Genomic DNA, 13,149 nt, shown 5'->3' with positions numbered 1-13,149 from the left:
TAAATAATCACGCATACTTAAGGTTCTCTTAAGGTCACTCGCTAATACTCATCACATCGCAAAACCAAAGAGCTTGACTATGAGTGACGTTTTTAAATCTACTTCTGCTTACACTGCCGTGAATAGCACTGCCGGTAGCAAACAAACACGTAATTCACTTTCCCTTATTACGACAGACGGACAGCATCCGGCCAGATGTCAGGTAGAAACGTTCATTGCGAATGGTTTTGCCACTCACTACAACGCGCATATTTGTTCGTTTATGCCGGTGTTAATTGCCCTTGAAGTGAACGGTGTAAAAGCGGCCGTGGGGGCAAGGTGTGCATTCGAGAGGAATGCTACCAACCCACTGTTTATTGAGCAGTATTTAACTGTGCCTGTAGAAAAAGCATTACTTGAGATGGGTATTACTGTGTCGCGACAGAAGATAGCAGAAGTCGGTAACTTATTTAGTAGTGCTTCGCGCTATACCTTACCCTTACTGTTGTCACTTTTTGTATTGCTCAAAAATAGTGGCACCGAATATCTCGTGTTTAGCGCCACAGAAAAATTGCAAAAAATGCTCGACGCCGCAGGTATTCCTTTAGTGACACTTGCCAATGCAGACAAGGCGAAGCTCATGTCTAAGGGCGACAATTGGGGGTCTTACTATGAAACGACCCCAAAAGTGATGGCGCTGTCATTAAGAGATGTGACACGACATGTCACCGCTAACGGACCATTGCATAGTTATTATCAGCAGGCGATGGCACTTATTGCTACATCAGCAAGTGAACTCCCCCATTTTGATTTAATACGCAGTAAACAAAACGAGGCGCCATATGTTGCTTAATCAATATTTACGTGGTTCAGATGATGCAATTGCACTTGTACAACAAGGCCGAAAGTTAACTTACGGCGAGTTGAAAAAAGCCATTGCCCATATAGCAAATTGGATCACTACTGAAAAAGTGAGTCGTATTGCAATCGCGTTTGACAATAGCATTGCGTGGGTGGTTTGTGACTTGGCTTGCCAGCAAGCCGGTATCTGTTGCGTGCCCATCCCATTGTTCTTCAGCTCTGCCCAACAGCAGCATATACTTGAAGAAAGCCAGTGTGAGTATTTACTGACTAGCAGTAACAGCGCATTGTCTTTAGGTGCACCTGAACACTTACTGGATAGGGAAAATGACATAGTCGCCCATTGCCGTTTGGTATCATCTTCAGTTGCTATGCCTGATGGTACTGAAAAAATAACTTTTACTTCCGGCTCCACTGGCGCACCTAAAGGGGTCTGCCTGTCCACGCAATCCCAATGGAAAGTAGCCCAATCTATCGACAATGCTGTGTCACAAACTGAGGTCAATCACCTTTGTCTGCTCCCCCTTTCTACTCTGCTTGAAAATATCGCTGGGGTTTATGCACCGCTGCTAAACGGCGGCAGGGTTAATTTAGCCACACTCGATGAACGCGGCTTTAAGGGTAGTAAATTAGTCAATCCTGGCGCACTGTTGACATTAATTGACAATACGAAACCAACTTCGGTGATTATTGTGCCTGATCTATTGCTGGTACTGTTGCAAGCCTGTCATCAGGGGTGGACACCTCCTTCATCACTTACATTTATCGCCGTTGGAGGCGCGCATGTTTCGCCGCATTTATTACAGCAGGCCCACGCAAATGGGCTGCCTGTATACGAAGGGTACGGGCTTTCAGAAGCCGTTTCAGTGTCGACGTTAAACACACCGAATAACAATTGCCTTGGCACGGCGGGGAGAACACTCGGTCATAACACATTACACATTGATAACGGTGAAGTGGTGGTTACCGGGAACCACTTTCTGGGCTATCTGAATCAACCTGATTCTTTCTATCCAAGCGCGGTGAGAACCGGTGATTTAGGCTACTTCAATGATAACAGCCTGATACTCAATGGGCGCAAGAAAAATATTATGGTGAACAGTTTTGGTCGCAATGTGTCACCAGAATGGATTGAGTCCCTTTTAATGGGAAGCGGTCTGTTTAGACAAGTTTTGGTATTTTGTGAAGCCAAACCCTACTGTGTTGCCTTGCTGACCCCTGCAACGCCCAACGTGTCTCATACCGACATAACCAAGGCTATTTCACAAATTAATCACCAACTCCCGGATTATGCCCAGGTCATGGCATTTGACACCATGGCACTTTGCACGCCAGAAAATGGCCTTTTAACACAAACTGGCAAGATAAAAAGAGCCGAAGCCCTGTCCCATTACCGCGACCAAATAGACGCACTGTATTCATCTAGCGACTCAACACAGTGTCCAGAGGCTCGCGCTCTTTTAACACCAATTCAATAATTTACTACAGGAGACTACATCATGTCTTTCTACAATGAACTTCAACGTGAAACTGAACAAGCCAGACAGACCTTATTGCAGGCTCCCATTATTCAACGTTGCTTTAACGGTGATTTTGAGCTCAATGATTATGTTGCGTTCCTTCAACAAGCCTACCATCACGTAAAATTTACCGTGCCTTTGCTAATGGCCACTGGCGCTAAGTTAGATGACGAAAAAGAATGGCTTCGCGAAGCAATCGGCGAATACATCGAAGAAGAAATGGGTCACCAGGAATGGGTACTCAATGATATAGCCGCCTGCGGTGTAAATAAGGAACAAGCAAGGTCGAGTCAACCGGCACCCGCAACGGAATTGATGGTGGCGTATGCATTTGATGCAATTGCGCGTAAACATCCACTGTATTTTTTCGGCATGGTGTTCGTGCTTGAAGGTACCAGTATAGCGCTGGCAGATGCAGCAGCTAAACAAATAAAAGACAAGCTCTCTCTCCCCAAAGCGGCGTTTAGCTATTTGACTTCACATGGCGCCCTTGATCAGGAGCACATCGTTTTCTTTGAAGGTTTGATGAACCAAATTACCGATCCGCAAGAACAGAAAATGATCATCCACAGTGCCAATATGTTCTACCGACTCTATGGTGACATTTTCCGTGAGCTAACCCCTCAGCACGGTTTAGATAAGGTTGCGTAACAGTGAAAAGGTGGCAAACGATGAACATACAATGGCAGCAACAGGTCGTATTAATCACGGGTGCAAGCGGAGGCATAGGTAGTGCTATAGCAAAAGCGCTCGATAAAAAAGGCGCTCGACTTATCCTCGCGGGTCGCAATGAAATAAAACTCAATCAACTCGCAAATAGTCTATCGGGGGAAGCGATAGTAGTCACGTCAGATATTACTACCCCACAGGGACGGGAAACCCTATACCGTGCTTGTGAGGGAGCTTCTGTGAGTATCTTAATTAATAACGCGGGCAGCACTCACGTAGGTCAGTTTAATACCGCGCCAATTGAAGCATTAGTGAATCTCAACCTCACAGCCCCCATGTTATTAACACAGAGGCTTATTCCCTTGCTAGCACGACGTTCACACGCTCACGTTGTTAATGTCGGTTCCGCGTTCGGCAGTATTGGCTTTGCCGCCCACAGCACATACTGCGCAACAAAGTTCGCATTGAGGGGGTGGACAGAGTCGCTTCAGCGTGAATATCACAACAGCACTATCGACTTCCACTATCTTGCGCCAAGAGCGACTGACACGACATTAAACGATGATCGCGTTGTCGCCCTAAACAACGCACTGGGTAATCACGTCGACCACGTTGATGTAGTAGCTAAGCACCTAATTAACCAGTTGGAAAAGGGGAAACCTCGCGTCGCCATTGGCTTTGCTGAACGACTGTTTGCCAAAATAAACGGCTTATTTCCGTCTATTGTCGACAGAGCACTGGCAAAAAAACTGCCCATTATCGAGAAACATGCGTACTCAGCACCGTCTACCGAAGGCGCATCATCTACCTGTAACAGTCAACCTTTGTCTGCTGCGTCTGCGCTTTCTAACACGTCGCGCTAATTTAAGAGGAATTATCACCATGAAAACATTAACGCTTTTAACTACAACCTACTTCACACTTTCACTGGCGTTAAGTAGTCAAGCCCTTGCAGCTGATATTAACGGCGAGATCTCTTCTGCTGCGTCATCAGCAAATTCGCCTGCTTCAGCCTTTGTTGAACACAGCGCACTGACGCTATTGCAACAGCAGTGGGCACATATAAATTACGAGTTAGATGACAAGGAAAAAGAAGACGCCTTTATTGCACTTATAAATAAGGCCAAAGGGTTTGTGAAAGCGTCACCGGATAATGCTGAACTGCTTATTTGGCAAGGCATTATACAGTCAAGTACAGCGGGAGCTAAAGGTGGTCTGAGAGCACTAGATTACGCAAAGGCTGCACGTAAGAGCTTTGAGCACGCCATGCGTATCGATGAAAACGCCCTGTCTGGTTCGGCCATGACAAGTTTGGGCGTGCTTTATCACAAGCTTCCAGGCTGGCCAATCAGTTTCGGCAGTGACAAAAAAGCAGAAAAGTTATTAAAACATGCGCTTGAGATTAACCCACAGGGGATCGACCCCAATTATTTCTACGCCGAATTCCTTTACGACAACGGTGAGTACGAGCAAGCACTACTGTACACTCACAAGGCACGCCAAGCGCCAAGTCGGCCAGAACGGCCTGTTGCTGACTTAGGACGAAGACAAGAAATCGCGCTTTTAGAAGCTAAAATAGCACAGAAAAAATAGCTTAGTAGTTAGAGCCTGTAGCTCTTTGGTGTAAGAATTTCAGTCTAAATGGAAGCCTATTGCTCGCGAAACAGACCTGCCGGCCTAGTGGGCTAGATTAAAGGGCTGTGACAAAGAGTAAAAGGCTCTTGCCTGAGGAGAAGAGAGACTTCTCCTCCGTTCAGAAAAATCCCCTTGTTAACTTCACCTACCCCATTCGCATTTCATTACAAAAAACGTTAAATTAGCGCCTTTTCGACGAACATCACTGCAAACTGAGCACATTATTTATACACCAACACGGTTTGGTGAGCATTTTCTCTTCAAGGTAGTGAGTCGTCATAACGTCTCGTTGTTGTTTTTTATTTATAGGTTGTTCATGTCTTTGAAAAAACATTTAGCACACTTGTGCCTTACCAGTGCGCTTACATTTACCTCGGTGACCTTCGCCCAAGAAGCACCGTCTTCTCTTCTGTCCTTACAACATCAATGGGCTAAAGTGAATTACGAATATGAGGATGAAACCAAACTTACTGCCCTACATCAGCTTATTGCAGATGCAGAAGTACTTTCACAGCAAACCCATCATAGTGCAGAAGCACTTACCTGGTTAGCCATTTCCCAATCGAGTACCGCCAGTGCTAAAGGGGGATTGGGCGCATTAAAATACGCACAGAGTGCGAAAGAAAATCTAGAAAAAGCTATCGAACAAGATGAAGCGGTATTAGAGGGTACGGCACTTACTGTCCTTGCTGCACTTTATCACAAGGTACCAGGCTGGCCGGTGAGTTTTGGTAGCGATAAAAAGGCCCATTCATTATTTACCCGTGCGCTTGAGATAAATCCTACGGGCATGGATCAGAACTTCTTTTATGCCGAATTCCTGTTCGATGAAGGAGAACAAGAAAAGGCACTTTCTCATTTGTCTATTGCAGCTAGCGCGCCTCAAAAGCCCAATCGTCCTCTCGCGGACATGAAGCGAAGAGAAGAAATTAAAGCGCTACAAGACGCAATCACTAAACGTCGCTAGAGACACGTAGACCTCTTCATTCACCCACAATAAATTTAACAATTTATTCACAAAGGTTATTTGAAAGTATAAAAGCCAACGGGTTCCCTTCCCCATTTCACCCTTCTACTATAAAGAAAATGACAACAATGGTAGAACCCGTATGGCTAAAATTCCTCGCTCCAGTGAAAACGATTACACCGATGCAATGAGTCAAACACGCCGGACGTTTCTTCAACAGGAAACTGGCGCGGCTTTGTCACACTTGGGACATTACTCTATTGCGCCACATACTCTGGCGGGGAATATTGAAAATTTCACCGGTGTCGCGCAGGTCCCGGTGGGATTTGCTGGCCCTATGCGAGTAAACGGAGAGTGTGCAAAAGGTGAATTTTATGTGCCGATGGCCACGACAGAAGGCACCTTAGTAGCCAGTTACAGCAGAGGGATGCGATTGACCCGAGAGGCAGGAGGTATAACCACAACTGTCATCGACGATGCAATGCAGCGAGCCCCTATGTTCGCCTTTACCAATGCGCGCGAGGCAATGGACTTTGGGAAATGGGTAGAGCAGCAGTTTGACAACATCAAAGTAGCAAGCGATGCCACCACCAGCGTGGGACGTTTGAGAAATATAGAACAATACGCCGTATCCAAACTACGCTGGTTGCGTTTTAATTTCACTTGTGGTGATGCAGCGGGTCAGAATATGGTAAGCAAAGCAACCAAAGCTGGGTGTGAATGGATCCTCGCACACTACCCGAAAAAAATAGACCATTTTGTACTCTCAGCAAACTTAGATACCGATAAAAAGCACTCTCATCTCAATTCCCTGCATACCCGGGGGAAACGGGTAGTCGCGGAAATCACCCTTCCCAAGCAACTGATGACAGACATTATGCACTGCCCACCTGAAGCACTGTTTAAACAACGCCAGTACTCAAACATGGGGGCACTGCTAGCGGGAAGTGTGAATAATGGCGCCCACTTTGCTAACGGCATAACGGCGATGTTTATTGCCTGCGGGCAAGACGTGGCAAATGTAGCAGAGTCGTCAGCGGGATTTACCTACGCGGAAATCACGCCCAATGGTGATTATTATTTTTCCGTGACCATTCCCTCTCTCGTTGTGGCGACATATGGTGGCGGTACCGGTCTTGCCACGCAAAACGAATGCTTGAATGTGCTGGGATGTACAGGAAAAGGGAACGTCAATAAATTTGCAGAAATTGTTGCCGCAACCGTGCTTTGCGGCGACCTTTCCTTAGGTAGCGCTGTGGTGGCAGACGAATGGGTGAGTAGCCACGAACGCCTGGGAAGAAATCGCTAAACCGACAAGGTCGCGTATCACCAAGACTTTGATGAGGGTACTTCGGCACTGGGCCGCGTGACAACGAAGTATCCACCTATTGCCATAAATAGGGCTGTACCGAAATAAGCGGGTAGCGGTAAAGAGGCGAACAAACACAAAATAATAAAGCTTAACAACATGCTAGAACAGGCAAGACATTTTACCCGCTTTGAGATAGCGCCGTGGTGACGCCATGCCGTTAAGGTGGGGCCGTACTTAGGGTGCGTTAACAGCCAGGTTTCTAACGTGGGGGACGAACGGGTAAAACAGTACAGCGCGCCGATTAAGAAAACGGTGGTCGGCATAACCGGTAAAAAAGCGCCGATAGCACCAAGCACAGTGAGTATTCCTCCAGCGATTAGATACATCCATCTTCTCATTTTACCGCCCGTAATAGTTGTAGCGTCAAACCCCATCATACTCTTTTTGCCTCAATGCAAAACGTAGGGGTTGTTAACCTATGCCCAATGCTTTTTGTTCATTCCTAGGAATTTCAGGGAAATAAACGAGCTGCCTGGTTGAACTTCAGCCAATGCACACCGAGTAAAGCAGTGTAATTATATTCATTGAAAAAGACTAATAGGATCAACTCCTATGAACATTGCGATAAATCAACACGCCCTAAATAAAGTATAGAATAATTACGAGTATGTGGTTCTAACGCCGTGTTTTCACGTTGAATTAATCGCTACTTGCTGCGTTTTACTGACATACTCAACGACTAAGCACATATCGCTTTGCTGCACATACAACAGGAAATGATAATTATTATCACACTTTGCTCTGGACAAATTTAGAATAAATGGTAGGTTGCGACACTATGACCAATGGGTAAACGCAGTATTTATGAAAAAAACACGTCCCGTTAATTTAGAACTCAGTACGATTGCACTACCTGTAATGGGTGTTGCATCAATTCTTCACCGGATAAGTGCAGTGATCATCTGGGTCGCCGCCGCCTTTTTCCTGTTTGGCCTTTACATCTCTTTCTCTTCTGCGGACGGTTTTCAACAGATGCAGAGCTTACTGGCAGAGAATTTTGTCGTGCAATTTTTTACCTGGGGCTTTATGACGGCCATGGGTTACTACATTGCTGGCGGAATAAAGCACCTTATACAAGAAGCTGGCTATTGTGAGGAATTAGACAGTGGACGGAGCATTGCTCGGGTCGCTATTGGTGTAGGGGTAGTATTAAGTGTTTTATTTGGGGTATGGATATGGGCATAGCGCTATCATCAATGCGACGAAATGGCGTGAGTGAATGGATTTTTCAGCGCATCAGTAATATCGCCATAATCAGCTGGTTTGTTGTTTATACGACGCTGGTTTTGTGTACCGCCCCTGCGACTTACGAAAGCTGGATAGCATTACACAGTGCCTTGTGGTTCAAAGTCTTTTCTACTCTAGTGCTAATCCTTGCGTGCTTTAATTCCATTTTGGCCGGCTGGCAAATCGGAACTGATTATATTCAAAAAGTACCTTTCGCTTGGTTCGGTTCCATTTATTACGCAGTGTGCTTCTTATTCTCAAGCATTTATCTGGCGGGCGGTCTTTATCTACTTTGGGTATTGCTGTAAAACATAGGGCGTTAATATTTCGCCCTATGCCTAACCATCACTGTAGATCAGGTACTATTTTTCACCTGCTGCCAAAGGGTCTCCATTTCGTTAAGCGTTAACTTATCAAGTGGCGTTGCGTTTTTCTTCGCAAGGTTTTCTACGGCTCTAAAACGGCGGGAAAATTTGTGGCTCGCATTTCGCAAAGCGGTGTCGGCATCAACATTACAATGGCGAGCCAGATTCACCATGGCAAAAAGGGCATCGCCTATTTCTTCTTCAATGGCACTTTGGTTGTCTGGCTTTGCACTGGTTTCACTCCACTCTATTTCCTGTTGAATTTCATCCACTTCTTCGCGTACTTTATCAAGTACAGGCTGAACTTCAGGCCAGTCAAACCCCACCTTGGCACAGGCTTTTTGCAGTTTCTGTGCATACATCAGGGCCGGTAATCCCTGAGGGACATTATCCAAAATGCTCTTACTGTCCGCCTCGCGGCCCAATTTTGTGCGCTTTTCCTGAGCTTTAATGGCGTCCCACTGCGCGTTGAGTGATTCATCAGTAAGTGGCGTTCCCCCGGGGTTAGGTAGGTCTTTATCACTGGGTGTTGAAGCAAAGACATGGGGATGACGACGAACAAGCTTATCACCGATAACCTGCGCGACGTCTGCAAACCCAAATTCACCTTGTTCGCCAGCAATCTGGGCATAAAAGACCACCTGAAAAAGCAAATCGCCTAATTCGTCTTTTATCTCTTGTAGATCACCACCTGCAATCGCATCTGCAACTTCATAGGCCTCTTCTATGATGTATCGGGTTAAGCTTTGCATGGTTTGTTTGACATCCCACGGGCAGCCTGCCTGTGGATCTCTAAGCTTAGCCATAATCCCTAACAAACGGGCTATTTCACTTAATTCAGTTTTGCTTTCGTTTTGCATCTGTGACGCCTTTGAGCTGCCTTAACCGCGTTAACACTTTAGACACGGTTTCCAAATCGTGCACTTCGATAGATATAGTGATAAGTGCAGTTTGACGGTTCTTATCACTCAAACTGTTTACGCCAAGCAATGGGACGTTTTCGTTCGCCAGTACGGTGGTAATATCACGCAGCAAACCGGTTCTGTCATGGCAGAAAATATCAATAGCCGTTTCAAAGCCTACTTTAAGCTCCTGCGACCAATTCACTTCTATCTGACGCTCTGGGTGTTGGGTCAACAAGTGCTGCAGTTGATCGCAGCTTTCTTTGTGCACACTTACCCCGCGCCCTTGCGTGATGTAACCTAAAATGGCCTCTCCCGGCACGGGTTTACAGCAATTGGCCAGTTGACTCATCAGGTGTCCAACACCTTGCACCACCACAGCGTCCTTTTTGCCTGCCCCAGCCGCGGATTTACGCGTCTTCACTTTTGGACTGATTTCTGGCTCAGGGAGTGGCTCTTGCAAGTGATGTATAAAGTTAATGACCTGCATAACCCGCACATCTCCGGCCCCTACCGCCGTGTACAAGTCATCTACATGTTGCAGATTAAACTTTTCATAGGCTTCATTGGGCACCTTGGGCGGAAGATGTGCACGCTGTAGTTCTCGCTCCAATAACTCTTTGCCTGCTGCTAGGTTTTTGTCTCGGTCCTGTTTCTTAAAATAGGAATGAATAGTCGCGCGAGCCCGTGAAGAATGCACATAACCCAGACCTGGGTGCATCCAGTCTCGGCTAGGGTTGGGCTCTTTACCAGTAAGCACCTCAATTTGATCGCCACTTTGCAATAAGTAAGTAAAAGGCACGATACGGCCGTTTACTTTAGCGCCAATACAGCGATGGCCCACATTACTGTGAATATAATAGGCAAAGTCTAATGGCGTCGCGCCCTGAGGTAAGTCAATCACGTCCCCTTTTGGTGTAAACACGTACACCCTGTCATCAAATACCTGACTGCGTAGCTCTTCAACCAAGTCACCAGACTCAGCCACTTCTTCCTGCCAAGCTAGAATACGACGCAGCCAATTAATGCGCTCGTCATAACCAGATTGTTTACCCGTGCTCCCTTCTTTGTATTTCCAGTGAGCCGCGACCCCTAATTCAGCGTCCTGATGCATTTTCTGGGTACGAATTTGAATTTCTACCGACTTGCCCTCCGGCCCGACGATAACAGTGTGAATAGATTGATAACCATTGGGTTTGGGCGTGGCAATATAGTCATCAAATTCGTTGGGGAGATGCTTATAACTGGCGTGCACCGTACCTAAAGCGGCATAGCAATCTTGCAATCGTTCAGCGATTATTCGCACAGCCCGAATGTCAAACAGCTGTTCAAAAGTAAGGTGCTTTTTCTGCATCTTCTTCCAAATACTGAAGATGTGTTTAGGCCGTCCATACACCTCTGCACGAATGTGTTCACTGTCGAGTAAGCTTTGTAAATCGTGCACTATAGTATCGATATACTGAGCACGCGCTTTGCGTTTACCGTCGAGCTGTTGCGCAATTTGTTTGTAGGTAATTGGGTGCAGGTAACGAAATGCGAGGTCTTCCAATTCCCACTTTAACTGGCCGATACCTAAACGATTGGCTAGGGGAGCATAAATACTGGCACATTCACGTGCCACCATTACGCGGGTTTCCTCGTCAGCTTTTTTCACTTGTTGCAACGCGCAAATACGCTCGGCCATTTTGATCACAACCGAGCGTACGTCTTCAACCATCGCCAACAGCATGCGGCGAATACTGTCGATATGTTGTTCATCAGATTTTTCTGAGTGTCGACTGCCGCTCACTTTTCTTGCATGCAGTGACTTAATGGCATCCATTCTTCGCACACCCACTACCAAATCGCGAATTTCGGCACCGAACTCCTCATAGATATCGTCTTCACTCAGTGCATGTTGTTCACAATAGGGAAAAACGAGCGCCGCTTGTAGGGTGGCATCGTCCATATTGAGCTGGCATAGGATTTCTACCATCTCCTGTCCCACCAAGAGTCGCTCAGGTGTTGACGATACTGCTGCGAGCTTTGCTTTAGTTTCTGCAGCCAGGTCGAGACTGTCTAACCACACTTCAAAGGGGGGTCTATCCGCTTCATGTACCTTTCTTGTTGATACCATATCCGTTACTCGTTACTGCTGTGTTCGCGTAAACAAAGCCATCATTTCCATGTGATGCGTGAAGGGAAACATTTCTATTACACCGGCTTTTTCCATTTCGTAACCTCCATCTAATAACACTTTCGCATCTCGGGAAAACGTACTGGGATTGCAAGAAACATACACTATCGCTTTTGGCGTTGCTTTTACAAGTGCATGACAAACTGTCAACGCACCTTCTCGAGAGGGGTCGAGCAACACCTTATCGAAATTTTGACTAAGGGACGTTTCGACATTAGCCTTATCCGACAAATCCAAATGCAACCAATCGACGTTGGTAATGCCCTGATGCTGTGCGTTAGCTTGTGCCCGTTTCACCATTTCCGCTGCGCCTTCAATCGCTTGAACCTGTGCTCCACTGTTGGCGATTGGCAATGTAAAATTACCTAACCCACTAAACCAATCTGCTATACGCTCACCACGTGCAGGACTTAGCCAGTCTAGCGCCTGCGCAATCATCTTCTGATTGACCTGTTTGTTAACCTGAATAAAGTCATTTGGCGCGGGAGCAATTGAAAACCCATCAATGGTGCTGATAGTGATCCCTTGAGAATCAGGTGAAGGATGATAGCGTTCTCGCCACTCACCTTTTTTGTTCTCAAGTATCAACGCCATCTTGTGCGCTTTCGATACGGCAGCTAGCGAGTCAATGAGCTCACCTTCAAGGGCCTTGGTGTGTTTAACCGTTACCTGGGCGAAATTATCCCCCGCCATCAGAGCGATATGCCCAATATGTCGGCTAGTGTCATAGCCCTGTATCGCCTGCTGTAGCGGGCCGATAACGTTTTTGAGTGGATCAACCAAAATGGGGCACGCAACAATGTTCACCACATTGTTACTGTTTGCTTCGCGAAATCCCAACTTGAGGTTATCGGGATTGCGCGCGTCAATCGCGAGGCGCGCTTTTCTTCTATACTGTGGCCGTTCTCCAACGAGAGGTGGCTGCCATGCTTCTTCGCGCATAGAAAGTTGATGCATTAGCATATTTTTTAAGGCGCTGTCCCTAAGAGAGAGCGCATCATCGGGGGCAATGTGTTGCAACTGACAACCGCCGCAACGGGCATACACAGGACAAAATGGTTCCCTTCTTTCTGGTGCAGGTATCACCACCTTAGATACCTTTGCCATCGCAACCTGTTTTTTACTGCTTGTAATCTCAACATCGCAGGTCTCACCGGGTAGAGCACCTTGCACAAACATTACCGGCTTCCCGCGCACTATGCCCTGTCCCATCCAGTCTAGGCTATCAACAGTAACACGCTTAACCTGCCCCTGATTATTTGCCGTACCCGGCTTGTGTGCTTCCTCTTTATACGCATTTTCACCCTGGCGGTTAAAACGCAGTCCAGCCACTTGCGCATTGGCACTGGTTCTGCGTTTTTTGGCTGATGATGCAGGGATTGACTTATTTTTGCCCCGAGATTGCTTAAACAGGTTTGCCAAGAGAAGCTCCATTGACGTTGGTATAAAACATAGATGTTGAGTGTGAAATCCTGC

13 protein-coding genes are annotated in these 13,149 nt (G+C 46.6%); 9 read left to right on the top strand and 4 right to left on the bottom strand.

Annotated features, from left to right (window positions below; all coding sequences use genetic code 11):
- Window positions 1–79 precede the first annotated feature (79 nt).
- The 7 genes from ACMCM8_RS02100 (at window position 80) to ACMCM8_RS02070 (ending at window position 6,940) form a co-directional block, all read left to right on the top strand.
- The gene (locus tag ACMCM8_RS02100) at window positions 80–832 is read left to right on the top strand and encodes a thermostable hemolysin (RefSeq protein WP_412724977.1); all 753 of its coding nucleotides are present in this window, start codon (window positions 80–82) and stop codon (window positions 830–832) included.
- The gene (locus ACMCM8_RS02095) at window positions 822–2,318 is read left to right on the top strand and encodes an AMP-binding protein (protein WP_412724975.1); all 1,497 of its coding nucleotides are present in this window, start codon (window positions 822–824) and stop codon (window positions 2,316–2,318) included. Before ACMCM8_RS02100 ends, ACMCM8_RS02095 begins: the two co-directional genes overlap by 11 nt.
- A gap of 21 nt (window positions 2,319–2,339) precedes the next feature.
- Window positions 2,340–3,011 (top strand): TenA family transcriptional regulator, encoded by a 672-nt coding sequence (locus tag ACMCM8_RS02090; RefSeq protein WP_412724973.1) that lies wholly within the window; start codon window positions 2,340–2,342, stop codon window positions 3,009–3,011.
- Window positions 3,012–3,031: 20 nt separating this feature from the next.
- Entirely contained in the window at window positions 3,032–3,892 is an 861-nt protein-coding gene (locus tag ACMCM8_RS02085) for an SDR family oxidoreductase (protein WP_412724972.1), read from the top strand.
- A gap of 19 nt (window positions 3,893–3,911) precedes the next feature.
- Window positions 3,912–4,622, top strand: a complete 711-nt coding sequence (locus ACMCM8_RS02080) for a hypothetical protein (protein WP_412724970.1) — start codon at window positions 3,912–3,914, stop codon at window positions 4,620–4,622.
- A 358-nt stretch (window positions 4,623–4,980) separates the two neighbouring features.
- The gene (locus ACMCM8_RS02075) at window positions 4,981–5,631 is read left to right on the top strand and encodes a hypothetical protein (protein WP_412724968.1); all 651 of its coding nucleotides are present in this window, start codon (window positions 4,981–4,983) and stop codon (window positions 5,629–5,631) included.
- 142 nt (window positions 5,632–5,773) lie between these two features.
- The gene (locus tag ACMCM8_RS02070) at window positions 5,774–6,940 is read left to right on the top strand and encodes a hydroxymethylglutaryl-CoA reductase (RefSeq protein ID WP_412724966.1); all 1,167 of its coding nucleotides are present in this window, start codon (window positions 5,774–5,776) and stop codon (window positions 6,938–6,940) included.
- A gap of 17 nt (window positions 6,941–6,957) precedes the next feature.
- On the opposite strand, the gene ACMCM8_RS02065 is transcribed toward ACMCM8_RS02070, so the two are convergent.
- A complete protein-coding gene (locus ACMCM8_RS02065; RefSeq protein WP_412724964.1) occupies window positions 6,958–7,380 on the bottom strand; it encodes a YbaN family protein in 423 nt (140 codons plus the stop codon).
- Window positions 7,381–7,807: 427 nt separating this feature from the next.
- Between ACMCM8_RS02065 and sdhC the strand changes: the two genes are divergently transcribed.
- Both sdhC and sdhD read left to right on the top strand, forming a co-directional pair.
- A complete protein-coding gene (gene sdhC, locus ACMCM8_RS02060) occupies window positions 7,808–8,188 on the top strand; it encodes a succinate dehydrogenase, cytochrome b556 subunit (protein WP_412724962.1) in 381 nt (126 codons plus the stop codon).
- The gene (gene sdhD, locus ACMCM8_RS02055) at window positions 8,179–8,538 is read left to right on the top strand and encodes a succinate dehydrogenase, hydrophobic membrane anchor protein (protein ID WP_412724960.1); all 360 of its coding nucleotides are present in this window, start codon (window positions 8,179–8,181) and stop codon (window positions 8,536–8,538) included. The genes sdhC and sdhD overlap by 10 nt, the downstream gene beginning before the upstream one ends.
- A 47-nt stretch (window positions 8,539–8,585) precedes the next feature.
- Here sdhD and mazG read toward each other — a convergent pair whose 3' ends face one another.
- From mazG to rlmD, 3 genes are read right to left on the bottom strand one after another with little or no spacing between them, the layout of a single operon-like run.
- Window positions 8,586–9,455, bottom strand: a complete 870-nt coding sequence (mazG, locus tag ACMCM8_RS02050; protein WP_412724958.1) for a nucleoside triphosphate pyrophosphohydrolase — start codon at window positions 9,453–9,455, stop codon at window positions 8,586–8,588.
- The gene (gene relA / locus ACMCM8_RS02045) at window positions 9,433–11,613 is read right to left on the bottom strand and encodes a GTP diphosphokinase (protein ID WP_412724956.1); all 2,181 of its coding nucleotides are present in this window, start codon (window positions 11,611–11,613) and stop codon (window positions 9,433–9,435) included. Before relA ends, mazG begins: the two co-directional genes overlap by 23 nt.
- A gap of 12 nt (window positions 11,614–11,625) precedes the next feature.
- Window positions 11,626–13,095 (bottom strand): 23S rRNA (uracil(1939)-C(5))-methyltransferase RlmD, encoded by a 1,470-nt coding sequence (gene rlmD / locus ACMCM8_RS02040; protein ID WP_412724954.1) that lies wholly within the window; start codon window positions 13,093–13,095, stop codon window positions 11,626–11,628.
- Between the last annotated feature and the right edge of the window lie 54 nt (window positions 13,096–13,149).

The organism is Alteromonas sp. D210916BOD_24, from assembly GCF_047159385.1.
Lineage (GTDB): Bacteria > Pseudomonadota > Gammaproteobacteria > Enterobacterales > Alteromonadaceae > Alteromonas.
This window is presented reverse-complemented; position numbering and strand designations above follow the sequence as displayed.